Annotated in this window: 25 protein-coding genes, 1 pseudogene and 1 riboswitch; of the genes and pseudogenes, 11 read left to right on the top strand and 15 right to left on the bottom strand. The window is 60.6% G+C overall.

Annotated elements, in window-relative coordinates; genetic code table 11:
* Positions 1 to 5: 5 nt before the first annotated feature.
* From KUA23_RS04845 to KUA23_RS04830, 4 genes are all read right to left on the bottom strand, one after another.
* Positions 6 to 1,370 carry a DUF1329 domain-containing protein gene (locus KUA23_RS04845; RefSeq protein WP_078046915.1) on the bottom strand — a complete coding sequence of 455 codons (1,365 nt, stop codon included), beginning with the start codon at positions 1,368 to 1,370 and terminating at the stop codon, positions 6 to 8.
* A 28-nt stretch (positions 1,371 to 1,398) separates the two neighbouring features.
* Positions 1,399 to 3,258, bottom strand: coding sequence for a DUF1302 domain-containing protein (locus tag KUA23_RS04840; RefSeq protein WP_214496621.1), 1,860 nt, complete (start codon positions 3,256 to 3,258; stop codon positions 1,399 to 1,401).
* Between the two features lie 330 nt (positions 3,259 to 3,588).
* The gene (locus KUA23_RS04835; RefSeq protein WP_078046913.1) at positions 3,589 to 5,271 is read right to left on the bottom strand and encodes a fatty acid--CoA ligase; all 1,683 of its coding nucleotides are present in this window, start codon (positions 5,269 to 5,271) and stop codon (positions 3,589 to 3,591) included.
* 132 nt (positions 5,272 to 5,403) lie between these two features.
* The gene (locus KUA23_RS04830) at positions 5,404 to 6,036 is read right to left on the bottom strand and encodes a LysE family translocator (RefSeq protein WP_010213066.1); all 633 of its coding nucleotides are present in this window, start codon (positions 6,034 to 6,036) and stop codon (positions 5,404 to 5,406) included.
* Between the two features lie 85 nt (positions 6,037 to 6,121).
* Here KUA23_RS04830 and KUA23_RS04825 point away from each other — a divergent pair, with 85 nt between their 5' ends.
* From KUA23_RS04825 to KUA23_RS04815, 3 genes are all read left to right on the top strand, one after another.
* Positions 6,122 to 7,087, top strand: coding sequence for a 2-hydroxyacid dehydrogenase (locus KUA23_RS04825; protein ID WP_078046912.1), 966 nt, complete (start codon positions 6,122 to 6,124; stop codon positions 7,085 to 7,087).
* Between the two features lie 30 nt (positions 7,088 to 7,117).
* The gene (locus KUA23_RS04820) at positions 7,118 to 8,116 is read left to right on the top strand and encodes a methyltransferase (RefSeq protein ID WP_099494062.1); all 999 of its coding nucleotides are present in this window, start codon (positions 7,118 to 7,120) and stop codon (positions 8,114 to 8,116) included.
* 50 nt (positions 8,117 to 8,166) lie between these two features.
* Positions 8,167 to 8,288, top strand: a riboswitch (yybP-ykoY riboswitch).
* Positions 8,289 to 8,376: 88 nt separating this feature from the next.
* Positions 8,377 to 8,961, top strand: coding sequence for a TMEM165/GDT1 family protein (locus KUA23_RS04815; protein WP_025855563.1), 585 nt, complete (start codon positions 8,377 to 8,379; stop codon positions 8,959 to 8,961).
* Positions 8,962 to 9,082: 121 nt separating this feature from the next.
* On the opposite strand, the gene KUA23_RS04810 is transcribed toward KUA23_RS04815, so the two are convergent.
* Complete coding sequence (locus KUA23_RS04810) at positions 9,083 to 9,901, bottom strand: M48 family metallopeptidase (protein WP_078050868.1); 819 nt, start codon at positions 9,899 to 9,901, stop codon at positions 9,083 to 9,085.
* A 13-nt stretch (positions 9,902 to 9,914) separates the two neighbouring features.
* On the opposite strand from KUA23_RS04810, the pseudogene KUA23_RS30230 reads away from it, so the two are divergent.
* Positions 9,915 to 11,426, top strand: a pseudogene (locus KUA23_RS30230) (methyl-accepting chemotaxis protein); the annotation flags it as partial.
* Positions 11,427 to 11,441: 15 nt separating this feature from the next.
* Positions 11,442 to 12,284 (top strand): methyl-accepting chemotaxis protein, encoded by an 843-nt coding sequence (locus KUA23_RS30225; RefSeq protein WP_371262124.1) that lies wholly within the window; start codon positions 11,442 to 11,444, stop codon positions 12,282 to 12,284.
* Between the two features lie 131 nt (positions 12,285 to 12,415).
* On the opposite strand, the gene KUA23_RS04800 is transcribed toward KUA23_RS30225, so the two are convergent.
* From KUA23_RS04800 to KUA23_RS04790, 3 genes are read right to left on the bottom strand one after another with little or no spacing between them, the layout of a single operon-like run.
* Positions 12,416 to 13,036 (bottom strand): SOS response-associated peptidase, encoded by a 621-nt coding sequence (locus KUA23_RS04800; protein WP_099494061.1) that lies wholly within the window; start codon positions 13,034 to 13,036, stop codon positions 12,416 to 12,418.
* A 36-nt stretch (positions 13,037 to 13,072) separates the two neighbouring features.
* Positions 13,073 to 13,333 (bottom strand): putative signal transducing protein, encoded by a 261-nt coding sequence (locus KUA23_RS04795; protein ID WP_078046908.1) that lies wholly within the window; start codon positions 13,331 to 13,333, stop codon positions 13,073 to 13,075.
* 11 nt (positions 13,334 to 13,344) lie between these two features.
* Positions 13,345 to 13,527: a CPXCG motif-containing cysteine-rich protein gene (locus tag KUA23_RS04790; protein ID WP_012722266.1), complete on the bottom strand. Its 183-nt coding sequence runs from the start codon at positions 13,525 to 13,527 to the stop codon at positions 13,345 to 13,347.
* Positions 13,528 to 13,660: 133 nt separating this feature from the next.
* Between KUA23_RS04790 and KUA23_RS04785 the strand changes: the two genes are divergently transcribed.
* Positions 13,661 to 14,824, top strand: a complete 1,164-nt coding sequence (locus tag KUA23_RS04785; RefSeq protein ID WP_177409476.1) for a 1-acyl-sn-glycerol-3-phosphate acyltransferase — start codon at positions 13,661 to 13,663, stop codon at positions 14,822 to 14,824.
* 118 nt (positions 14,825 to 14,942) lie between these two features.
* Here KUA23_RS04785 and KUA23_RS04780 read toward each other — a convergent pair whose 3' ends face one another.
* On the bottom strand, positions 14,943 to 15,200 hold the full coding sequence (locus KUA23_RS04780) for a hypothetical protein (RefSeq protein ID WP_252993513.1): 258 nt from the start codon (positions 15,198 to 15,200) through the stop codon (positions 14,943 to 14,945).
* Positions 15,201 to 15,382: 182 nt separating this feature from the next.
* On the opposite strand from KUA23_RS04780, the gene KUA23_RS04775 reads away from it, so the two are divergent.
* On the top strand, positions 15,383 to 15,592 hold the full coding sequence (locus KUA23_RS04775) for a hypothetical protein (RefSeq protein WP_058422975.1): 210 nt from the start codon (positions 15,383 to 15,385) through the stop codon (positions 15,590 to 15,592).
* Between the two features lie 57 nt (positions 15,593 to 15,649).
* Here KUA23_RS04775 and KUA23_RS04770 read toward each other — a convergent pair whose 3' ends face one another.
* Positions 15,650 to 16,237, bottom strand: coding sequence for a YajG family lipoprotein (locus tag KUA23_RS04770; protein ID WP_078046905.1), 588 nt, complete (start codon positions 16,235 to 16,237; stop codon positions 15,650 to 15,652).
* A gap of 194 nt (positions 16,238 to 16,431) precedes the next feature.
* Here KUA23_RS04770 and KUA23_RS04765 point away from each other — a divergent pair, with 194 nt between their 5' ends.
* Together KUA23_RS04765 and mqo are read left to right on the top strand one after the other, a co-directional pair.
* On the top strand, positions 16,432 to 16,665 hold the full coding sequence (locus KUA23_RS04765) for a hypothetical protein (RefSeq protein ID WP_078046904.1): 234 nt from the start codon (positions 16,432 to 16,434) through the stop codon (positions 16,663 to 16,665).
* A gap of 724 nt (positions 16,666 to 17,389) precedes the next feature.
* Complete coding sequence (mqo, locus tag KUA23_RS04760) at positions 17,390 to 18,898, top strand: malate dehydrogenase (quinone) (protein ID WP_078046903.1); 1,509 nt, start codon at positions 17,390 to 17,392, stop codon at positions 18,896 to 18,898.
* 69 nt (positions 18,899 to 18,967) lie between these two features.
* On the opposite strand, the gene KUA23_RS04755 is transcribed toward mqo, so the two are convergent.
* The 4 genes from KUA23_RS04755 to KUA23_RS04740 all read right to left on the bottom strand — a co-directional run bounded on the left by KUA23_RS04755 (position 18,968) and on the right by KUA23_RS04740 (position 21,012).
* Positions 18,968 to 19,255 carry a PA4642 family protein gene (locus KUA23_RS04755; RefSeq protein WP_003188614.1) on the bottom strand — a complete coding sequence of 96 codons (288 nt, stop codon included), beginning with the start codon at positions 19,253 to 19,255 and terminating at the stop codon, positions 18,968 to 18,970.
* A 208-nt stretch (positions 19,256 to 19,463) separates the two neighbouring features.
* Positions 19,464 to 19,949 (bottom strand): hypothetical protein, encoded by a 486-nt coding sequence (locus KUA23_RS04750; RefSeq protein WP_078046902.1) that lies wholly within the window; start codon positions 19,947 to 19,949, stop codon positions 19,464 to 19,466.
* A 35-nt stretch (positions 19,950 to 19,984) separates the two neighbouring features.
* Positions 19,985 to 20,452 (bottom strand): WbuC family cupin fold metalloprotein, encoded by a 468-nt coding sequence (locus tag KUA23_RS04745; protein ID WP_078046901.1) that lies wholly within the window; start codon positions 20,450 to 20,452, stop codon positions 19,985 to 19,987.
* Between the two features lie 2 nt (positions 20,453 to 20,454).
* On the bottom strand, positions 20,455 to 21,012 hold the full coding sequence (locus tag KUA23_RS04740) for a hypoxanthine-guanine phosphoribosyltransferase (protein WP_078046900.1): 558 nt from the start codon (positions 21,010 to 21,012) through the stop codon (positions 20,455 to 20,457).
* A gap of 164 nt (positions 21,013 to 21,176) precedes the next feature.
* Between KUA23_RS04740 and upp the strand changes: the two genes are divergently transcribed.
* Entirely contained in the window at positions 21,177 to 21,815 is a 639-nt protein-coding gene (gene upp / locus KUA23_RS04735; RefSeq protein ID WP_025856322.1) for a uracil phosphoribosyltransferase, read from the top strand.
* A 2-nt stretch (positions 21,816 to 21,817) separates the two neighbouring features.
* Positions 21,818 to 23,092 carry a uracil-xanthine permease family protein gene (locus tag KUA23_RS04730; protein ID WP_034102220.1) on the top strand — a complete coding sequence of 425 codons (1,275 nt, stop codon included), beginning with the start codon at positions 21,818 to 21,820 and terminating at the stop codon, positions 23,090 to 23,092.
* Between the two features lie 121 nt (positions 23,093 to 23,213).
* Here the strand turns inward: KUA23_RS04730 and hisC are convergent, their stop codons facing one another.
* Positions 23,214 to 24,266 carry a histidinol-phosphate transaminase gene (hisC, locus tag KUA23_RS04725; protein ID WP_214496624.1) on the bottom strand — a complete coding sequence of 351 codons (1,053 nt, stop codon included), beginning with the start codon at positions 24,264 to 24,266 and terminating at the stop codon, positions 23,214 to 23,216.
* Between the last annotated feature and the right edge of the window lie 3 nt (positions 24,267 to 24,269).

Raw genomic sequence — 24,269 nt, 5'->3', positions numbered from 1 at the left:
TGGGCTTAGCGGACACCGTCCTGGCGCAAGGCTGCCGGGGTGAAGTCGCTGGTGGTGGCGGTGAAGCCGAAGTCATACGCCTGCTTCTCTTCGTTCTTCATGCCCAGCGCCAGGTAGCGGCCAGACTGCAGGTCGTAGAGGGTTTCCAGGGCGTACCACGGCACTTGCTTGTCGTAGTAGTTCTCGGCATGGGCTTCGGCGACGCGCCACAGTTGGCCACGGCCGTCGTAGTGGTCGATAACCGCCGCTTGCCAGGTGTCTTCATCGATGAAGAAGTCACGCTTGGCGTAGATGTGGCGCTGGCCTTCCTTCAAGGTGGCGACGACGTGCCAGACGCGGCGCAGCTCGTAGCGAGTCAGGTCCTGGTTGATATGGCCGGCCTTGATGATGTCGGCGTATTTGAGCTTCGGATCGTCGATCTTGTAGCTGTTGGAGGCGATGTAGATTTCTTTTTTGCCTTCCAGCTTCCAGTCGTAGCGATCCGGTGCACCGTTGTACATGTCGAGGTTGTCGGAGGTACGCAGGCCGTCGGCGGCAGTACCCGGGCCGTCATAGGACACTTGTGGCGCCCGACGCACGCGGCGCTGGCCGGCGTTGTAGACCCACGCCGAACGCGGTTCCTTCACTTGGTCCAGGGTTTCGTGCACCAGCAGCACACCACCGGCCAGACGTGCCGGCGCAGTCACTTGCTGCTTGAAGTAGAACAGCACGTTGCCCGGATTTTTTGGGTCGAAGTCTTTCATCTTGTCGCGGAACACGAACTGGTCTTTGAAATACACCAGGCTGAACGAGCCGTTGGTTTGCGGCGTGGCCTGGGTAACCAGGCGGGTCACGCTGCCGCCGCGATAACGGGTGATGTGGTTCCAGATCACCTCAACGCCGCTTTTTGGAATCGGGAACGGCACGGCGGTTTCAAAGTTTTCCAGGCCGTTGCCGCCAGACACCAGGTTGGTGGTGGTGGCGTTCTTCTTGATGGCCGCAAACACATCGGCCGGCACGGTAGCGCCGCGATGGGTCGGGTAGACCGGCATCTTGAAGGTCTCCGGGTAACGCTTGAACATCGCGTACTGCCCCGGCGCCAGCTTGTCCTTGTATTGCTCGACGTTCGCTGCAGTGATGGTGAATTGCGGTTGCTCACTGGCGTACGGGTTAGCCAGGAACCCACGGGCGTCGACGGCGCCAGCGTTGGTGGGCAGTGGCGACCATTTTGGAATGGTGCCGGCGGCGTTGCCGGCCATTTCGGCGCCCATCGGGGTCAGGGTCGTGCCCAGCTTGGCGGCTTCATCCGCCGAGACTGCCGCCATGACGTTGCTCGCCAGGATCGACAGCCCAAGCACACCCACGTGCAACAGACTTTTGGTTATTTTCATGTTCTGGTCTTCCTGAAATGCAATGTGCTTAGAAGTTGGCGCCGAAGCTCAAAGCGACGAAGTCGCGGTCATCCACCGTACTGAACTTGCCACCAAAGAAGTTGGTGTAGGCCAGGCTGGCGGTGTAGGTGTTCTGATACTCGGCATCCAGGCCCAGGCTGACCGCCTTGCGACCTTCTTCGAAGTTACCGCCAGGGCCTGGCGAGTAACCTTTGACGTCGTGGGACCACGCCACGTTTGGCTTGAGGTTGACGCCGGCGAACACGTCCGGGTATTCCCAGATGGCGCGAGCGCGGTAGCCCCAGGAGGTGGCGGTGGTGTAACCGTCGTTGTTGCAGTTGGTGTTCAAACCTGCCGCATTGGGAAGACCTGCGCCGGTGGCCGTCGAGTTGTTGAGGGCGTTGCAAAACCCACCTGGCAGACTACCTGGGCCAAACACCGGATCACGACCGTAACGGGCCTCGGATTTGCTTTCCAGACCACCGACGTGGGTCACGCCGATTTCACCGACAGTGGTCAAGCGGCTGGCGCCCATCACCTGATCGAAGAAGTGCGTGAAGGTGGTTTGGAACTGAGTCACTTCCTTGCGGTTATAGCCATGCAAATCCTGGCCAGGCGTCCCTTTCAGCACGGACGCATTGCCAAAGCCCGGAATTGGCGTGACACCGGCATACAGGATATCGGTCGTGCTCAATTGCACAGGCGCATTCGGCCGGTAGCTCAACTCACCGCTCCAGGCCGTGCCCGTAGGTAGCGTGGTGGAAAAGCTCAGGCCGTAGAGGCGGATATCTTCCGGGTATTCGACGAAGTAGTTCGAGCTACCAGCCACGATCAGCGGACGCAGCGCAGCCAGCGGCCCCAGCGGACGGGTATAAGCGGACGACGGTGCACCTTGAGCACTGAAGATCGGTGCACGGCTGTGATAGTTCATGAAGTACGCGCCGAACTCGGTATCCAGCGGCTCGAAGTTGTAATGCATGGCCACGCCAAATTGGCCACTGTCCCGCGCATCACGGTCGGGACCACGACGTACCAGTACACCTTCGTTATTGACGTCTACACCCAGGGCATTCAAGGTCGGAAAAGCGGCACCCGGAATGGTCGAGCGCTTGTTGAGCACTCGCAGGTTATCGCTGCAACCGTCAGATATCACGTCAGGCTGCGAGAAGAACGTACCGCAGTTATCGGTAACGGTCTGGTCCCACTCCAACTGATAGAACGCTTCCGCCGACAGGTTATCGGTCAGGGTTTGCGACACGTAGAACATGTTGACCGGAATCAAGCCTTCCTTGATCTCAGCCCCCGGACGCCGAAATGCGGACACATCGATCGGGTTGATGGAGTTGATGCCGCCGCCGATGAAGGTACTTTCACCCCAGCTCACCACCTGCTTGCCGAAGCGCACGTTACCCGGCAAATCGGCAATGTTGTAGTTGTGGTAAATGAAGGCATCTAGAATCTGCCCACCGGAAGACTTGGCACCTTCCTTGCGGTTGCTGTCGCTGATGTCCTTGAACTCACGGCTTTCGTCTTTCAACTCAAAGTCATACCAGTACTTGCCACGTACAAATACACCGGTATCGCCGTACTTCAGCTCCAGGTCATGAATGCCTTTGAAGATCTTCGAGAAGGTCTCACCGCGCTTGAAGTTCAGGTGACCGTCATCGGAAGTCTGGGACAGGCCACGACCACCGTTGTTCGCACCAATGAGATCTTTGTTGGGCTTGGCCGTCGACCAGCTCGCACCCACGGAAAGAGACGAGTCAAAACTCCCTTCGATTTCACCGATATTGAAACTGACGCCGAATGCGGGCCCGGCGAGCGTAGAGGCGAGACTGACGGCCAGGGGCAGTTTTGCCCGGCGCCAGAACTGGTTTACTGAGGTCATCGACGCTACTCCATGTGCATTATTGTTATGGCAGTGAGTTCTTTCTGTGATGCGTGTAACGGCCGGAATACAACGATTCCAATGCCGCTCGGCAGTCGAGCCCCCATGGCCCGTAGCGGAACATCCGTGAAAAACTCTGGAAGGGACTATAGCCAGCAGGGGGTAGTGCTTGATCCCTCTAAAGTGTGATTTGCATCACCGACCCGTCTGCCACGACCCTTTCGCCACGTCGGCGAAGGCCGACGCGGCAAGGATGGCTGAAAATTGGCAAATCACAAGTGAAGGCGCGAGATAGAGCATTGCCGTGCCATACGGGCACGGCAAACCGGCTCAGAGGGTGGACAGGAAGGTACTGTTGTTGGCCTGCCATTCGATGATGTCGATACGGATACGTTTTTTGTCGAGTTTTCCTACACTCGTCTTGGGAATTTCCGTAACAACGGCGATCTGGCTCGGAATCGCCCACTTGCTCAAGTGGCCCAGTTCCACGAACGGCTTGAGGTGTTCCTTGAGCTCGCGGGCCCCTATCACATGGCCATCACGCACCACCAGCAAGGCAAACGGGCGCTCGCCCCATTGCGGGTCGGCAATGCCCACCACCGCTACTTCGCGTACCGCCGGGTGGCGACTGACCAGGTCTTCGAGGGCCAGGGAAGAGATCCACTCGCCGCCGGTCTTGATCACGTCCTTGATGCGGTCGCGAATGTCGATCACGCCGAATGCATCCAGCGTGGCGACGTCGCCGGTGTGCATCCAGCCGCCTTCCCACAGCTCGGCGCCCTTTTGCGGCTCGTTGAAATAGCCTTCGCTGAGCCATGGCGCGCGCAGCACCAGCTCACCCTGGGACTCGCCGTCGGCCGGCAGGAAGTTGCCATCACTGTCGATGATCGCGGCTTCTACCAACGGCCCGGGCACACCGGCCTTGATACGATAGGTGGTGCGTTCATCCTCGGTGCCCGCCATCAGCTCTTCGTTGAGGTGGGCGCAGGACACCAGCGGCCCGGTCTCGGACATGCCATACGCGGCGGTCAACTGAATGCCACGCGCCTTGGAGGCTTCATACAGCGAACGATTGAGCGCACTGCCGCCGATGACGATTTTCCAGCCACCGAAATCCACGTCCTGAGCAGCCTTGGCATTGAGCACCATTTGCAGGATGGTCGGTACGCAGTGGGAAAAAGTGACCTTTTCCTTGCGCCACAGCTCCACCAGGTATTCCGGGTCGTAGCGGCCAGGGTAGACCTGCTTCAGGCCGAGCATGGTTGCCACGTACGGCAGCCCCCAGGCGTGCACGTGGAACATCGGCGTGATCGGCATGTACACATCGTTGGTGCCCAGCAGACGCACACTGTCGACGCTGCCCATGATGGTCGCCACACCGATGGTGTGCAGCACCAACTGGCGGTGGGTGAAATACACGCCCTTGGGGTTACCGGTGGTGCCAGTGGTGTAGAAGGTGGTGGCAACGGAGTGTTCGTCGAAGTCCTGGAAGTCATACTTCGGGCTGGCGGCCGCCAGCAGGGTTTCATACTCGCCGACCAGGTTGGGCAGCTCGGCGGTCTTGGCATCACCGTCGGTGAGCAGCAGGGTCTTGTCGACCGTGGTCAGGTGCCCGGCAATTGCCTGGTAAAGCCCCACGAACTCACTGTTGACCAGCACGAAGCGGTCCTCGGCATGGTTCATGGTGTACAGGATCTGTTCCGGCGACAGGCGCACGTTGATGGTGTGGATCACCGCGCCGATCATCGGGATGGCGAACATGCACTCCAGGTAGCGGTGGCTGTCCCAATCCATCACCGCCACAGTGTCACCAGCCTTGACCCCCGCCTCGGTCAGCACATTGGCCAGCCGCGCGACCCGTTCGATCAGGGTCGGGTAGGTGTAGCGCAGTTTGTCGCGGTAGACGATTTCCCGGGTCTTCTCGTAACGGGTGCCGGACATCAACAGGCGTTTGATCAACAGCGGGTATTGGTACGCACCTTCGGCGGGCGGGATAACACGGGTCTGCAACATACGAATCCCTTTTTATGACTGCACAGTCTTGGCTTGAAGATCTGCACTGTAGAGACCTTATGTTTCAGCCAAATCAGCCAAAGGAATGATTTGCAGACCCCAATGGATGCTAGCTTTGCGCCAGCATCCGGCCTATTTCATGCTGGTAAAAGCCAGCTTTACTCCAATCGCAATCAACACCGCGCCCATGGTCCGATCGAACCAATGCCCCATTCGCGCAAACCCGGCGCGCACGCGCTGCTGGCTGAACAACATCGCCACCAGGCAGAACCACAGCGCCGTCGCCACCGCCAGGTACACGCCGTAACCGGCCTGGATCGCCAGCGGCGTGTGCGGGTTGATCACCACGGTGAACAGCGACAGGAAAAACAGCGTGGCCTTGGGGTTCAAGCCGTTGGTCACGAAACCGGCTGTGAACGCGCCGCGCGGGGTCCGCTCGCCGGCTTCGCGGTGCAGCTCGCCCTCGGCGGCAGGCTTGGCCGGCTGCGCGCGCAGGGCCTTGAAGCCGATGTACAACAGGTAGGCCGCCGCCGCCCACTTGAGCGCGTTGAACAGCACGATGGACTGGGACACGATCAAGCCGATACCGAGCAACGAGTAACCCACATGCAGGAAAATCGCCGACCCCACACCCAGTGCGGTCCAGGTCCCGGCGCGGCGACCGTGGGTAACACTTTCACGCACCACCACCGCGAAATCCGGGCCAGGGCTGGCCACCGCCAATAAGTGAATCAGGGCTACGGTCAAGAACTCGGCGGCGTACATGCTCACTCCAATTAAGTAACTGATTATTTCATCTGATAGGCTCGGCAGATTACGCCTTCGAACCCTGTCGCAAAAGGTACAGTTGATGACGAACAATCGCCGCGCCGTCTTCCTTGATCACCCGTCCCTGGACCTGGGGGACCTTGACCTCAGCGACCTGCGCGACAGTTTCAGCGAGTTGCAGCTGTTTTCGGACACCACGCCGCAGAACCTGGTTGAACGCCTGCAGGGCGCCCAGGTGGTGATCAGTAACAAGATCGCCCTCAACAGCGCAACCCTGGCGGCCTGCCCGGAACTCAAGTTGATCCTCGTCTCGGCCACCGGCACCAACAACGTCGACCTCGAAGCCGCCCGCGCCCATGGCATCACTGTAAGCAACTGCCAGGGCTATGGCACGCCATCGGTGGCGCAGCACACGATCATGCTGCTGCTCAACCTGGCCACGCGCTTGCAGGATTACCAACGGGATGTAAACGCCGGCAAGTGGCAGGAGGCCAAACAGTTCTGCCTGCTCGACCACCCCATCGTCGAACTGGAAGGCAAAACCCTCGGCCTGCTCGGCCATGGCGAGTTGGGCGGCGCCGTGGCACGCCTGGCCGAGGCCTTTGGCATGCGCGTGCTGCTTGGCGCGATCCCGGGCCGCCCTGCCCGTGCCGACCGCGTGCCATTGGATGAACTGTTGACCCAAGTCGACGCGCTCACCCTGCACTGCCCGCTCAACGAACACACCCGCGACTTTATCGGCGCCCGTGAACTGGCGTTGCTCAAGCCCGGCGCGTTTGTGGTCAATACCGCACGCGGTGGCTTGATCAACGAGCAAGCCTTGGCCGACGCCTTGCGCAGCGGTCATCTGGGCGGTGCGGCCACCGATGTGCTGAGCGTGGAGCCGCCGGTCAACGGCAACCCGCTGCTGGCCGGCGATATCCCCCGCCTGATCGTCACGCCACATAACGCCTGGGGCAGTCGCGAAGCGCGACAACGCATCGTCGGCCAACTGGCGGAAAACGCCCAGGGCTTTTTCAGCGGCGCCCCGCTGCGCGTTGTGAGTTGATAAACTGCGCCCCTTTTCAAGGAGCAGACCATGGATCCGCGCAGTGAAGTACTGCTTCGTCAGGCCGAACTTTTTCAAGGCAACCTGCTGTTGGTGGGCCTGCCCGCCGACGACCTGCTCGGCCGCCTGCCCAACGCCCACGGCTGGAGCTGGCATGCCGGCGACCAGGCGGCGCTCGATGCACGCTTCGCCGAGCGCAGCCACTTTGGCGTGAACGTGCCGGAGCGCGCCTTTGAGGCGGCGGTGATCTTCCTGCCCAAGTCCAAGGACCTGACCGACTACCTGCTCAACGCTGTGGCCTCTCGCTTGCCCGGCGCCGAGTTGTTTCTGGTCGGCGAGAAAAAATCCGGCATCGAAAGCGCCGCCAAGCAGATGATCCCCTTCGGCAAGCCACGCAAGCTCGACAACGCGCGGCATTGCCAGCTGTGGCAGGTCACCGTGGCCAACGCGCCGCAAGCGGTCGAGCTGGAAAGCCTGGCACAGGTCTTCGAGGTACCGCTGGCCGAAGGCCCGCTGAAGGTGGTGAGCCTGCCGGGCGTGTTCAGCCACGGTCGACTGGATCGCGGCACCGAACTGTTGCTGGAGCACCTGGACAAGCTGCCAAGCGGCCATCTACTGGACTTTGGTTGTGGCGCCGGCGTGCTGGGGGCTGCGGTCAAACGTCGCTACCCGCACAACAGCGTGACGATGCTGGATGTGGACGCCTTTGCCGCCGCCAGCAGCCGCCTGACCCTAGCCGCCAACGGCCTGGAAGCCGAGGTGCTGACCGGTGATGGCATCGATGCCGCGCCGATGGGTTTGAACGCGATTTTGAGCAACCCACCGTTCCATGTCGGCGTACATACCGATTACTTCGCCACTGAGAATCTGCTGCGAAAAGCGGCGAAACACCTGGCAAAAGGCGGCGAACTTCGCCTGGTTGCCAACAGTTTCCTCAAGTACCAGCCATTGATCGAAGAGCATCTGGGCGTGTGTGCGGTAAAGGCCGAAGGCAACGGTTTTCGCATCTACCGTGCCAAGCGCGGCTGACGGGCGTTTGAAAAAGAAGGCTTGCCGAATGGATTTTGCCTAGGCAGAATCCGCTCCGTCCTAGGGGAGTAGTCTCCCACGAGCGCCACGCTCGTCCGGCATACGTCAACATACTTGGTCAGCAGACCATGGCGTATGCGACCCAGGAGTCCGCACAGACGGACCGGGGTTTGACAAGACCTATGACACGCACACCTTACCCGGGGCGGGAAGGCTGTACGTGTCATAGCCGTGTCGACCCGCCCCTGGAAACTAACCTGATGCTGGATTCACTACTCGTTCCTACCGCAATCGTTGCCTTGGCCGAAATCGGCGACAAGACGCAACTGCTCGCGCTCATCCTTGCCGCACGCTTTCGCAAACCCTGGCCGATCATCGCCGGCATCGTCGCCGCGACCCTGGCCAACCATGCGGCGGCCGGTGCCGTGGGTGCCTGGTTCGGCAGTTTCTTCTCGGATGCGGTGTTGCACTGGATCCTCGCCGCGAGCTTCTGCGCCACGGCGCTCTGGACCCTGGTGCCGGATAAACTCGACGATGACGAAGCCAGCACCACACGCAAATTCGGGCCATTCCTGACCACGCTGATTGCGTTCTTCCTGGCGGAAATCGGTGACAAGACCCAGATCGCCACGGTGATGCTGGCGGCGCAGTATCCGGAACTGTGGCTGGTGATTATCGGGACGACCGTGGGCATGCTGATTGCCAACGTGCCGGTGGTATTGGCGGGGAATTTTGCAGCGGAGAAACTGCCGTTGACGCTGATTCGTCGACTGGCGGCGACTGCGTTTTTCGTCCTGGCGATTGTGGCCGTGTACAAAGCCATGCAAAGCAGCGGCTGGATCTAAGGCTGCAAACCCGATCCCTGTGAGAGCTGGCTTGCCTGCGATGGCAGCAACCCGGTGCAACTGAGAGACCGAGCCGCCTGCATCGCGGGCAAGCCCGGCTCCCACATTGATCTGCGTTAACTCAGGATTTTTTTGCCTGCTGGTACAGCGGCATCACCTTCGGAATCGCCGCCTGCAACGAGGCGATTCGGCTGTCGGACGCCGGGTGAGTGCTCATGAACTCCGGCGGCGCGCCTTCCGAGGCCTTGGCCATCTTGTTCCACAGCGTAATGGCGGCGTTCGGGTTGTAGCCCGCACGGGCTGACAGTTCCAGGCCGATCAAGTCGGCTTCGTTTTCATTGCTGCGACTGTTAGGCAAGGTCATGCCGTAGTTGGCCACGGTGTCGGCCAATGCCAGGCTGTCCTGGCCCAGGCCGAACAACGCACCGGCACCCTGTTTGGCCATCTCGATCCCATAGGCCTTGGACATGGCTTCACGCCCGTGTTCACGCAACGCGTGGGCGATTTCATGGCCCATCACGGCGGCCAGTTCGTCATCGGTGAGCTTGAGGTTGTCGATCAACGCGCTGTACACGAAGATCTTGCCGCCAGGCCCGCAGTTGGCGTTCATCTCGTCGCTCTTGATCAGGTTCACTTCCCACTTCCATTGCGCCGCATCCGGGCGAAAGGTCGGTGCCTGGGCGATCAAGCGGTTGGCAATCGCCTGCACACGCTTGGCGTTGGCGCTGGTCTTGTCCACCAGCCCCTTGCCGCTGGCTTCACCCAGGGTCTGCTGGTAGGACTGGGCATACATCTGGTCGACTTCCTGGCTCGACAGCATGCTGAACATGTACTGCTTGCGCTCGACCCCAACGGCGCCGCCGCTGGTGGTGTTGACCGACTGACAGCCTGCCAGCAGCATCGCTGCAACCAACCCGCTAACGGCCAACGATTGCTTCATACCTTTCATATTCATGCGCCTACTCCCTGAAAACATGGCGCGTATCGTAGGCGCACATTTGTATCGGCGCCAGATACACCAGACGTGTAACCGCAGATTTTCAGATACATCCCACCTGCACCCGCAACGGCGGCGGGCATTCCGTTTGCGACATCCCGAACAATTTTGCAGGACAACCCCTCATGCGCAACGCGTCCGTGGCCGATACAAAAAGGCGGATCGTCCCCCTGTGCCCGGAGCTTTCATGAAATTCAAGTCGATTCAGTTTTCTGTCGCGGCATTGGCCGGGGCCATTGTCCTGAGCGTGGTCGCGGTGCTGGTGCTGTACGCCTTGTTTGCCGGCGCACGGACCCAAGAGATGGTGCAGGAGCGCACCCAGGTGCAGTTCGAGCAGATTATCGAGCAACGCCTCACTGCCCTGGCGCAGACCCAAGCCACGTTGATCCAGCGGGAATTGGAAGCGCCGCTGGTGACGGCCAAGAGCCTGGCGACCGCCAACGCCCTGCTCGGCATGAAAGACGCCAAGGGTGAACCGGCCCTGCAGGTCGGCCGCGAGCAACTGATCAACCTGCTGCACGAAACCGTGGTGCGCAACCCGAAGATCCTCGGCGCCTACATTGGCTGGGAGGCCAACGCCATCGATCACAACGACGCCGCCTACGTGAACAGCCCGATTATCGGCATGGGCGCCGACGGACGTTTCCTGCCGTGGTGGTACCGCAACGCAGATGGCAGCCTGGGCCTGGATAAGCTTGCCGACGTCAACGACCAGAACATTTTGTCCACCGGTGTGCGCGCCAGCGAGTACTACCTGTGCTCCAAGGAAAACAAAAAGGCCTGCGCCATCGACCCTGCCCCTTACAAGGTCGGCAATGCCATGGTGATGCTCGCTTCGTTTATCGAACCGATCATGATCGACGGCAGCTTCCAGGGCATCGTCGGTGCCGATCTGTCGGTGAACTTCATTCAGGACATGCTCACCAGCGCCGATCAAAAGCTCTACAACGGTGCCGGTGAGCTGGCGCTGATCTCCAGCAATGGCCGCCTGGTGGCCTACACCAAGGACGCCAGCAAACTCGGTGAAAAGGCCACCGACCTGCTCGACAGCAACGAACTGACCAACCTCAACCAACTGAGCGTCGGCGAAGTTCGCTACGACATCGACAAGGAACACGGGCATATCGAGTTGTTCCTGCCGTTCACTATCGGCCAGACCGACGCACGCTGGACCCTGATGATGCAACTGCCCCTCAGCGCGGTGATGGCTGACTCGCAGAAACTGCAAAGCGACCTGGAAGCCCAACGCAAGACCGACATATTCGGCATGACCATCGCCGGCCTGTTGATCGCCGGTATCGGCCTGCTGGTGATCTGGCTGGTCGGTCACGGCATCGCCCGCCCGCTCAAGCAAATGGTGGCCATGCTCAATGACATCGCCCAGGGCGAAGGCGACCTGACGCGACGCCTGACCAGCGACCGCGCCGATGAACTGGGCGCGATTGCCGCCGGCTTCAACACCTTCCTGATCAAGCTGCAAGGCATGATCACTCAGGTGGTGAGCTCGGTGCAGAAGGTCAGCGATTCGTCAGAGCACACCGCCGACATCGCGATCCGCACCAACCAGGGCGTGCACAAACAGATGGTGGAAATCGACCAGGTCGCCACCGCTGTGCATGAGATGACCGCGACTGCGCAAGATGTTGCGCGCAACGCCACCCAGGCCGCGCAAGCCGCCAGCCATGCCGACCAGGCCGCCAGCCAGGGCATGCGTATTGTGCGCGACACCTCCACTTCCATCGGCGCGCTGGCCGAGGAAATCGGCAAGGCCGTGGGCGTGGTGCAAACCCTGGCCAAGGACAGCGAGAACATCAACGCCATCCTTACCGCGATTCGCGGGATCGCGGAACAGACCAACCTGCTGGCGCTGAACGCAGCCATTGAGGCAGCCCGTGCCGGCGAGCAAGGCCGTGGTTTTGCCGTAGTGGCTGACGAAGTGCGCAACCTGGCGCAGAAGACCCAAAAAGCCACCGAAGAAATCCAGACCATGATCCAGCAGTTGCAACAAGGCACGCGGGACGTGGTGCGGGTGATGGAGGACAGCCAGAACCGCACCGATGAAAGCGTGCAACACGCGGCCAAGGCGGCCGAAGCGCTGGAAACGATCACTCAGGCAGTCTCGGTGATCAACGACATGAACACCCAGATCGCCAGTGCCGCCGAAGAACAGAGCGCGGTGGCCGAGGACATCAATCGCAACGTGATCAACATCGGCCAAGTGGCCAATGAAGTAGCAGGCGGCGCGGATGAATCCAGCGCGGCCAGTGCGGACTTGACCAAGCTGGCGGAGCAGCAGCGCCGGTTGATCAATCAGTTCAAAGTCTAGGGATTTTCGGTGGCTTGAGGCCGCCTTCGCGAGCAAGCCCGCTCCCACATTTTGACTGTGTTCCTACATCCAAATGGGGGAGCGGGCTTGCTCGCGAAGGGGCCAGTCAACCTAACCCAACACTTAGTGACTCACGCCGGGGTCAGGCACTCAGGCCCATTGAGCTTCGGATCATTGACCATGTTGGCCAACACCCGCTCGCGCAACGCGGTGGGCTCGCTGGCCAACAGCCCTTGCAACACATGCAACGGCGTCTCGGGATCAAGCCAGGCGTCCTGCCCCTCGGCATCCAGAATCAGCGGGCGGCGCTGAGCCTGCGCCGCCTGGGTCACCACCGCCGTGCTCAGCCACACCTGCTCCTGCACGGGGTAAGCCTCCCAGATCGCGGCAAAAAACAACGCGGAGCCCTCCCCCGGCGTGAGCCAGTACGGGCGTTTGCGCTGGGTGCCGCGCCATTCGTAGAACCCATTGGCCGGCAGCAGGCAGCGGCGTTGACGGAACGCTTCGCGAAACATCGGTTGCTCGGCCAGGGTTTCGGCGCGTGCATGGGCGGGCGTGCGGGAAAGGTCGGTGAGCCAGGGTGGCGTAAGCCCCCAGCGCGCGCGCGCCAGGGTGCGCTGGCCGTCGCTCAGGCGCTGGATCAGCACCGAATCATTCGGGGAGATGTTCCACTGGGCCTGCTGGTCAGCCGGGAAGCCCGGCAAGGCAGCAAAAGCGGGGGTCCAGCGAAACAGGGCATAACGTCCACACATGGGGCAACACGACTCTTGGGTAAACCGACCGACAGCCTAACAGACCAGCACGTCGGGGAAGCTGTCCGGTTCGTCGCCGGGCAAGGGTTGCGCGCCAATATAGGCAGTGATCAGCGCGCGGGCGTCAACGGCCCGGTCGTTGTCCACCTCCAGGCCCAATAGACCGAAGATCGGCAATTCGCCGGTGCCGCCCAGCAAATGGCGGCCCACCAGGTGCGCTTCGATGCCCTCGCTGGCGAGCATCTGCTGCAGCAACTCGCCTTCCATCAGGTTTTCCGGTTCGTAGATTCGCTGCATGGGCGCCCCCTTTATTCATTTTCGCTGCGGGTTTCAAGCATCCATTCTTCACCATGGACCTGCAGATCGAAAATGATCGGCCGGCAACACACCTGGCAGTCTTCTATATAGGTCTGATCACCGCCCGACAAATCCACCGTTGTCTCGACCACTTCACCACAATAAGGACAATCGTACGTCGCGCTTTCCAGCATCGCAGCCTCCAAGGTGACTTGTGCGTATAATCGCCGGTCTATTTACAGGGTTATCGTTCGGCCGAGCCCATTACTCGCGCCGCGCCCTGGTATTTCCTTTACTTACCCTAGCCGTTTCTAACAAGAGAGCATGATGGGCGAATTCGATACCATCCGACCTTACAACGACAGCGAAGTCCCGGCAGTGCTGGCACGTCTGTTCAGTGACAAGGCCTTTCTGGACATCCTGACCCACTTCCGCTTCCCGCGCTTTGCCGGCGCCCTGGGCTGGCTGCTCAAGCCGATGATCGCCCGCAAATTGCGCCGTGAATTCGCCGGCGTCACCACCGTGGCCACGCTGCAGGACAAAGTCGAGTATTACGTCGACCACACCATTGACCGAGCGACCGACGGTGTGACCTACACGGGCGTCGAGCAGCTCAAGTCCGGCACCGCCTACCTGTTCCTGGCCAACCACCGCGATATCGTGATGGACCCGGCCTTCGTCAACTATGCCGTCTACCACGCCGGCCTGCCGACGCCACGCATCGCCATTGGCGACAATCTGCTGCAAAAGCCGTTTGTCAGCGACCTGATGCGCCTGAACAAGAGCTTCATCGTGCACCGCTCGATCACCGGACGAAAGGAGAAGATGGCGGCTTACAACCTGCTGTCGGCCTATATCAACCATTCGATCCGCAACGACTGCCAATCCATCTGGATCGCCCAGGCCGAAGGGCGCGCCAAGGATGGCGATGACCGCACCGAGTCGGCGATCCTCAAGATGTTCCACGTCAGCCGCAAGGACGAGCCGTTTGCCGAGGTGATCCAGTCGCTGAACCTGACGCCCGTGTCGATCAGCTACGAGTACGACCCCTGCGATACCGCCAAGGCACGCGAGTTGTACATCCGCGCCACCACCGGCACCTACAGCAAGGCACCGGGCGAGGATGACGTAAGCATCGCCTTGGGCATCACGGGCTACAAGGGCCGGGTGCACATCAACTTCGCGCCGCCGATTACCGAGCGTTTCGAAGACACCAAGCTGCTGGCCGTGGAAATGGATCGGCAGATTCTCGGCGGTTACCGGTTGTTCCCGGTGCACTACCTGGCCTACCAGCAATGGAGCGACGCCGACCCGCAACTGCAGGTGCCGACGGCAGCCGAGGTGTTCCCGGCGGATGAACTGGCCAAGGCCAAGGCTGAATGGGAGCGCCGCCTGAACGAATGCCCGGCCGAGCACCGGCCATTCCTGGTGGTGCAGTATGCAACCCCGGTGCGTAATCAATATCGAGTTAAAGCCGGAATACCTTTGTAAACACTGATCAAAATGTGGGAGCGGGCTTGCTCGCGAATGCGGAATGTCAGTCGCTACATTATTGACTGATACACCGCATTCGCGAGCAAGCCCGCTCCCACATTTGTGTTGTGGCGTTTTAGAGGTGGGTGCTGAGCCAGGAAAAGGCCAGCGCCAGCCCCAGGCAGGCGAACCCGATGCGGTAAGCCAGACGATGCGCCCGTTCGGTGCGCACATCCAGCAACAACATCGGTTGGTCGATTGCCCGATCTTCGCTTTGCGCGGTCAACTCGGCCATTGCGCGCTGTTCGCGCAGGCGGGTGATAAACAGCAGCGCCGCACCCGGGCAAGCCACCATTAAAGCCACAACATTGATCAATAGTGCGGGCAGCGCCATCGCAAACCTCGGTAAAACAGTGTCTTGGTATCAGTTCAGATACAAACCTGAACGATAGTGGCCTCCGGCGCCGCTCATGCTCCCTCCCCCATGGACGGTTAATGTATCCAGTAATTTACACCGTCACCTGAACGTCACCTTAACAAGCCACTCTGTTGCCCTTCGATGCTTAGGAGCTTGTCATGCTGCACGCGCAAAACCAGGATCGGCTGTACCTGATCGCCCAGAGCGATGAGCAAGAGGCGCTGATCGGCGGCCTGGCGTTCAACGTCCAGGACCGCCACTGGCTGGTGTATTGCGCCCTTGGCGGGCACCAGCATGCGGACCTGCCGGAGGCCGATCTGCTGACGGGGGTAAGCCTGCTGGATTTCTGTATCGACACTGCCGCATGAAACGGGAGGCGAAAAAAAACCGGGCTCATCACTGAGCCCGGTTTTCTATCGGATCGGTTATTGCGCGCTGAGCAGCGAACCGATGCTTGGGTCCTTGAACAGACGGGTCAAGGCGTCGCTCAGGACGTCGCTGACCAGCTTGGTGTTGGTTTCCTGGTTCGGCGACATACCGAAACGCTGGTTCAGGGACGCGCCATAGCGACCACTGTAGCGACGGGTGCCGGCGCTGACGTCGGACTTGAAGGTCGCGCCGATGGACGCTTCGGTCACGTACAGGCCGTCTTTAGGCGACTGATACTTCAATTCAGCCAGGGTGATCGTCAACTGCGGAGCGCCTGGGGCGTTGGGGCTTGGGGTGAAACCCAGCAGGCGCACGGCGGCTTCGGCCTGGGCCTGCAGCTTGGGCAGCACGTCTTGAGCGTTCACCGACACCAGGGCGGTTTCCGGGTACAGGCCACCGCGCGAGCCGAGCGTCGGCGATGGACGACCATCCACCACTCGTACCGATACCGGCTGGCCGTGGCCCACTGGCGCCAGCTGGGTGGTGATCTTCGGTTCCGGGGTCAGTTGTTGCGGGCTGTTGGCGCAGCCAACCAGGGTCAAACTGGTCACAGTGATCAAACCGAACAACAGGCGTTGCAACATGCTCTTCTCTCCAGAAATCAGGTACCGACAGGCCGGCAGTATAGCGGGGCGCCACTGCCGGGAACTAGCATCAGTTACAACCTGTGACCCCTTGCCTGGAACGCGGTTCGATGTCACCGATATGTCACACCCGTTACATGGGCTCGTCATCCCGGGCAGGCATGCTTGGCCCCAATCTCAGGAGGTTGATCGCCATGCATTTTCTCTGGTCACTGTTCACGCGCAAGACCGCCCTTCGCCAATTCGCCCTGCTCGATGCACAGGGGCGTTGCCAGGCGTTCAAAGAGTGCAGCCAGCCTCCAGTTGGCGACGGCTGGGTAGAAATCGATGAAATCCGCCTGAGCTGGATGCACCACCCATTGCCTGCCCGGGCCCGCGTCAGCCCGCGTCCTGCGCGGTCGTCCCGCCACCAGCCGTTGGCCGCCTGACCGAACACCTAATAAAAGTCATAAAACACGCCCATTTCCCTGGCGTTCTTCGCTACAATCTCCCCCCGATTATAAGGACGTCTCCTGATCGGGCCTCGCAGCATCGTTAATGCCTCGGCATTAGCCCAAGAATCGCCCACAGAGAGCCGCCCACACAGATCGAGTGAAGCTGGCGTGCTTGCTGTTTTCCCTGCAAACCCTCCGCCTTTATCGAATCTGCCAGAGCTGCCATTGTGCTCGGCCACTTGAGTTGTTTGCCCGTTTTGCCGCGTGTCGGCAAGGTATCCGGGCCAGGTGCCAGGCTGGGGCAGCCCTTTTTTGAGGTTCACGTCTTCAAAAGAGCGTGAAAAAACGGGTTTTCACAACTTCACAAGAGTGTGGCGAGCAAATGAATAGTTTGGCGTTTGTACAAGCACCATCAGCGTCTGGAACAGCCCAACCACACAGGACCGAGCACGCCTCAAAAACCGGAGCTTGAGCCTGTCCGCTACGGATTGGTTGCACGAATCGCACGCTTTGACCATAAGTCGAATTGCCACAGGCGCCCATGAATGCGTTCATAGGCAGATTAGCCCGGCAGGAAGCGTGCGCTGAAGTTGCAAAGAATTGCGAATCGGACATGGCGATCCTGGCCATGGGTAACCTGGGGCAACACGTGAACCGCCCCGTCACTCCTGGCAGCCATGCCGTCAATTTGGTGCTGCAGATTTTGGAGACGCGTTAAATGGCGCATAACGAAGCAGTCGACGTAGTACTGGTAGGGGCCGGCATCATGAGTGCCACCCTGGCCGTACTGCTCAAAGAGCTCGACCCCGGCCTCAAGCTGGAAGTCGTTGAGCTGATGGATTCGGGTGCCGCGGAAAGTTCCAACCCGTGGAACAACGCCGGTACCGGCCACGCCGGCCTGTGTGAGCTGAACTACACACCGCAGGCTGCCGATGGCTCCATCGACATCAAGAAAGCCGTGCACATCAACACCCAGTTCGAGGTGTCGAAGCAGTTCTGGGCGTACCTGACCAAAAAGGGCACCTTTGGCTCGTCCAAGTCCTTTATCAGCCCGGTGCCGCACTTGAGCTTCGTGCAGGGCGAAAAAGGCGTGGACTTCCTCAAGAAGCGCTTTGAATCCCTCCGCCAGCACCACGCGTTTTCGGACATGCACTACACCGAAGACCGCAACGAAATGGCCGAGTGGATGCCGCTGATGATGCCGGGCCGTCCGCTCGACGAAAAAATCGCGGCCACCCGCGTGATGAACGGCACGGACGTCAACTTCGGCGCGCTGACCAACCAACTGCTCAGCCACCTGACCAGCTCGGCAGACGCCCAGGTCAAGTACAGCAAGCGTGTAACCGGCCTCAAGCGCAACGGCGCGGGCTGGACCGTGAGCATCAAGGACGTCAACAGCGGCAACAGCCGTGAAGTGGACGCCAAGTTTGTGTTCCTTGGCGCCGGTGGCGCAGCCCTGCCGCTGCTGCAAGCCTCGGGCATCGAGGAAAGCAAAGGTTTTGGCGGCTTCCCGGTCAGCGGCCAGTGGCTGCGTTGCGACAACCCGGAAGTGGTCAAGCACCACCAGGCCAAGGTCTACAGCCAGGCTGCCGTGGGCTCGCCACCGATGTCCGTGCCGCATCTGGACACCCGCGTGGTGGATGGCAAGAAGTCCCTGCTGTTCGGGCCATACGCCGGTTTCACCACCAAGTTCCTCAAGCACGGTTCGTTCCTCGACCTACCCCTGTCGATTCGTGCCGGCAACATCGGCCCGATGCTGGCCGTGGCGCGCGACAACATGGACCTGACCAAGTACCTGGTCAGCGAAGTGCGCCAATCCATGGAGCAGCGCCTGGAATCCCTGCGCCGCTTCTACCCTGAGGCGAAAGCCGAAGACTGGCGCCTGGAAGTGGCCGGTCAACGGGTGCAGATCATCAAGAAAGACCCGAAGAAAGGCGGTGTGCTGCAATTTGGTACCGAGCTGGTCGCGGCCAAAGATGGTTCGTTGGCCGCGCTGCTGGGTGCGTCCCCGGGTGCTTCGGTGACCGTTTCGATCATGCTGGAACTGATCGAGAAGTGCTTCCCAAGCAAAGCGTCGGGTGAATGGGCCGCCAAGCTGCAGGAAATTTTCCCGGCGCGGGAAAAGGTCCTGGAGACGGATGCCGAGCTGTATCGCAAGATCAACACGCAGAACAACATCAGCCTTGAGCTGGTGGCACCTGCCGCCGAGACCGAAAGCTACGCTTGAGGTCGTGACGCCATAAAAAACGCCCCGCTCTCATGATGAGAGCGGGGCGTTTTTGTGTGTCTAGGATAATCAGCCGCGGGCGTTATCGATCAGCTCGATGTATTCGGCGGCATTACGCTGGTCCTTGATCAGATCGACAAAGGTCTGGCCATGCTCATCCTTGCCGTCGAGGTCCAGGCCGGCTTCCTTGAAGAAGCCCAGGAACCGTTCGAAGTCGTCGATACGCAGGCCACGGTAGGCCTTGATCAGTTTGTGCAGGGACGGTGAAGTCGCGTCGACCGGCTCGAAGTCCAGGAACAACTTGATCTGATCGTCGCCGATCTCATCACCAATCACCTGTTTCTTATCTTTACGCATTACCGACTCCAGCCTGCGGACATTTACACGGGGTTTGAAGTCTACCTGCCAGACACCACCTTCGAAAACAACCAAACACTTATGTGGGAGCTGGCTTGCCTGCGATAGCGGTGGGTCAACTGGCCCCTCTGTCACTGAGACAACGCTATCGCAGGCAAGCCAGCTCCCACATCAATTGCATCCACATGGCGGAATCTGTGTCGCCTGACTACTTCGCGCGAACGGCTCCGGTATGCAAATCCGCCCAGATATGCCCGTTGGCATAACTGAGGAACTGCACATACACCGTGTCATTGCGCAGCAAGTCGACGATCACGCGGTACTGGGCCACCGGGTACGACAAGGTCAGCGTCTTGCTCTTGTCATCGTAAGCGGGCTTTTTCAGGCTTTTGCTCTCAGCATCAAAATTGAGCACCACTTGGCTGATCGTCGCGCCCTTGTTGAGGGACTTGCCCTTGAGGCGAATCATCAGCGGCGAAGTCACCGGGATCGGTTGCTGGCTGGATTGGCGCTGGTTGCCCACCACTACCGCGTACTCGGTGACTTGCAGCAGCTGCTGCTGGTCCGGCGCTTCGGCGCGCAGGGTCAGGTCATCCGAGGGCAAGAATTGGCTGTGCATCGGCGCAGGCGCCGCGGCCAGGGGCAAACTGAGGGTCAACGCCAGGGCGGCGCAGGTGCGTGTCAACAGGCTCATGGGCCGCTCCGGCAAGGTGGGCCCAGCACTGTAGCTCAATCGAACTGGGCAAGCATCCAGCGTCGATACTCGGCCACGCCAGCGTCACCTTCACGGGGTGCCCAGTCGGCCAGTTCGCCCTCGCCCACCGGACGATAAGGGCCGGCCTTGCACTCGAACATCACCGTGTCGGGCTCCAGCACCACCAGGCCATGGAACACACCCGGCGGCAGGTCGACACCCGCGCACTCACCGCCCGCCTGCATGACGCGCTTGGCGAGCACCTCGCCGGTTTCGCTGAACACCAGCACACCCAAACGGCCCTGCAGCACCAGCAAGGTTTCCGCCTTGTCCGCACTCAAGTGCCGATGAGGCGGCACATAGGTGTCCGGTTGCAGGCCCACCGCCAGACGATGGCAGGGCTCTTCCATTTGATGAAAGTTGTGGTGGTGTCGGCCACGAGGGCTGGCGGCCGCTTTCTCGGCCAGTTCGGCAAACAGCGTCTGATCAAGAAAGCGGGCCATGCTTACATTCCTTTGACGGCGAAGATTCCATTGGCGTTGCGCCAGTAGCCTTTGTAGTCCATGCCGTAACCGAAGATGTAGCGGTCGATGCACGGCAGGCCGACGTAATCGGCTTTCAGGTCCGGGCGCGCCTTGCGGTCGTGGTCTTTGTCGATCAGCACGGCGGTGTGCACTTTGCGCGCGCCGGCGTGTTTGCAGAAGTCGATGATCGCGCCCAGGGTGTGACCTTCGTCGAGGATGTCATCGATGATCAGCACGTCGCGATCGATGAACGAGACTTCCGGCTTGGCCTTCCAGAACAGGTCGCCGCCGCTGGTTTCGTTGCGATAACGGGTGGCATGCAGGTAGGACGCTTCCAGCGGGAATTGCAGGTGGGTCAGCAATTTGCCGGCGAAGATCAGGCCACCGTTCATCACGCAGAAGACCACCGGGTTGGTGTCGGCCATTTCACGGGTGATGTGTGCGCCGACCTTGGCGATCGCTTCTTCGACTTGCGCTTCGGTGTACAGGCAGTCAGCCTCGTGCATGATTTGACGGATATGCTCGAGATCAGCGGACATGGCGCTCTCCAAGGGGGTGCTGTGGCAAGAAAAGCGGGCGAAGGTACGCTTCTCGTGCGCTCCGAGCAAGCCTTAATGGACTAACGTACTAGATGTCTATAGGACAACACCCTCGGATAGATTAATCTAGGCCGGTTTTTTTGCCCGCCGCCGGAGCCTTTCCCATGCCCACTCGCGAGATCCGCCATCCGCTGATCCGACACAAGCTCGGCCTTATGCGCCGCGCCGACATTAGCACGAAGAACTTCCGTGAGCTTGCTCAGGAAGTCGGAGCGTTGCTCACTTACGAAGCGACCAAGGACTTGCCCCTGGAAAGCTACGAGATTCCTGGTTGGGCCGGTCCCGTCCAGGTCGAGAAAATCGCCGGTAAGAAAATCACCGTGGTGCCGATCCTGCGCGCCGGTATCGGCATGCTCGAAGGCGTGCTCAGCCTGATCCCGGGCGCCAAGGTCAGCGCCGTGGGCGTGGCCCGCAACGAAGAAACGCTGCAGGCCCACACCTACCTGGAAAAACTCGTTCCGGAAATCAACGAGCGCCTGGCGATGATCATCGACCCGATGCTCGCCACCGGCAGCTCCATGGTTGCCACCATCGACCTGCTGAAAAAAGCCGGTTGCCGGGACATCCGCGCCATGGTGCTGGTCGCTGCCCCCGAAGGCATCGCTGCCGTCGAGAAGGCCCACCCGGACGTGCAGATCTACACCGCGTCCATCGATGAGCGTCTGAACGAACACGGCTACATCATCCCAGGCCTGGGCGATGCCGGTGACAAGATCTTCGGCACCAAGCAGAAGGACGCGTGAGCATGCAGGATGAATTCAACGACCCGCTTTGGCGCCAGATCCTGTCTGGCGCACAAATGCTCTTCGTAGCATTTGGCGCGCTGGTGTTGATGCCACTGATCACAGGTCTTGATCCAAACGTCGCACTGTTCACCGCAGGCCTGGGCACATTGTTGTTCCAGGTGGTGACAGGGCGGCAGGTGCCGGTCTTCCTGGCGTCGAGTTTTGCCTTCATCACCCCGATCATTCTCGCCAAGGGCCAGTTCGGCCTCGCGGCGACCATGGGCGGGGTGATGGCCGCCGGCTTCGTTTATACCTTCCTGGGCCTGGCCGTGAAGATCAAGGGCACCGGGTTTATCGACCGGCTGCTGCCGCCCGTGGTGATCGGGCCAGTGATTATCTCCATCGGCCTGGCCATGGCACCGATCGCCGCCAACATGGCGATGGGTAAAGCCGGTGACGGTACCGAGCTGATCCATTACCAGACGGCGATGATGATCTCGATGCCAGCACTGCTGACCACCTTGATCGTGGCGGTGTTCGGCAAGGGCATTTTCCGCCTGGTGCCGATCATCTCCGGCGTGCTGGTGGGCTTTGCCATGTCGTTCTACTTTGGCGTGGTCGACACGGCGAAGATCGCCGCCGCCCCCTGGTTTGCCCTGCCCCACTTCACCGCGCCGGAATTCAACTGGCAAGCGATCCTGTTTATCGTCCCGGTGGCCCTGGCCCCGGCGATCGAACATATCGGCGGTGTGATTGCAGTGGGCAGCGTGACTGGTCGCGACTACCTGAAGAAGCCAGGCCTGCACCGCACGTTGCTGGGTGACGGCATTGCCACCACGGCTGCCGGCCTGTTTGGCGGCCCGCCGAACACCACCTACGCCGAAGTGACCGGCGCGGTGATGCTGACCAAGAACTACAACCCGAAAATCATGACCTGGGCGGCAGTGTTTGCTATCAGCCTGGCGTTTATCGGTAAGTTCGGCGCATTGCTGCAGAGCATCCCGGTACCGGTGATGGGCGGGATCCTGTGCCTGCTGTTCGGCTCGATTGCCGCGGTGGGGATGAACACGCTGATCCGCCACAAGATCGACCTGGGCGAAGCTCGCAACCTGGTGATTGTGTCGGTGACCCTGGTGTTCGGGATTGGCGGTGTGCTGGTCGGCACCGGCACCGGCCCGGATGACTTCGGCCTCAAGGGCATTGCCCTGTGCGCGGTGGTGGCGATTGGCTTGAACCTGTTGCTGCCGGGCAATGATGGTTGGAAGAACAAGAAGCCGGATGAGCCGTTGCTGTAACGATGCGGTGTTGCTGATGGCCTCATCGCGGGCAAGCCCGGCTCCCACAGGGAAATGCATTCCAATGTGGGAGCCGGGCTTGCCCGCGATGAGGCCCGTCAAGCCAATAAAGGTCTAACGCCTAGAGCTCACCGAGCCCATCGATCAACGCCTGGTTCTGCTCAGGCGTGCCGATGCTGATCCGCAGGAACTGGGCAATCCGCTCCTGCTTGAAGTGACGAACAATCACCCCTTGCTCACGCAACTTGGCCGCCAGGCCCGCCGCGTCATGCTGTGGGTGACGGGCAAAGATGAAGTTGGCTGCCGACGGCAACACTTCAAAGCCTTTGGCTTCCAACTGTGCCACGACTTTCTCACGGCTATCGATAACCAATCGGCAGGTCTTCTCGAAGTACTCACGATCCTCGAACGCCGCCGCTGCGCCGACAATCGCCAGGCGATCCAGCGGGTAGGAGTTGAAGCTGTTCTTGACCCGCTCCAGCGCTTCGATCAGGTCCGGGTGACCCACGGCCAGGCCCACGCGCAAACCAGCCAGTGAGCGCGATTTGGACAGGGTCTGGGTCACCAGCAGGTTCGGGTAGCGGTCCACCAGGCTGATCGCGGTTTCACCGCCGAAGTCGATATAGGCTTCATCGACCACCACCACCGAGTCCGGGCTGGCCTTGAGGATCTGCTCCACGGCGTCCAGCGCCAGCACGCAGCCGGTGGGCGCGTTCGGGTTGGGGAAGATGATCCCGCCGTTCGGCTTGGCGTAATCCGCCACGCGGATCTGGAACTGTTCGTCCAGCGGCACCGGAGCGGACTTGATGCCATAGAGCCCGCAGTAAACCGGATAGAAGCTGTAGCTGATATCCGGGAACAGCAGCGGCAGATCGTGCTGGAACAGGCCGTGGAAGATGTGCGCGAGGACTTCGTCGGAACCGTTGCCAAGGAACACTTTGCCGGCATCGATCCCGTAATACTTGGCCACCGCCTGCTTGAGCAGGTCGCTGTTGGGGTCCGGGTACAGGCGCAGGTTGTCGTTCAACTCGGCCTGCATCGCCGCCAATGCCTTGGGCGATGGCCCGTAGGGGTTTTCATTGGTGTTGAGCTTGACCAGCTTGGTCAGCTTGGGTTGTTCGCCGGGCACGTAAGGCACGAGGTCCTTGACGAAAGGGCTCCAGAATTTGCTCATGTC

The organism is Pseudomonas pergaminensis (assembly GCF_024112395.2).
In the GTDB taxonomy this organism is placed as follows: domain Bacteria; phylum Pseudomonadota; class Gammaproteobacteria; order Pseudomonadales; family Pseudomonadaceae; genus Aquipseudomonas; species Aquipseudomonas pergaminensis.
The sequence above is the reverse complement of the archived record's forward strand: the minus strand, read 5'-3'. Positions and strand labels throughout refer to the sequence as shown.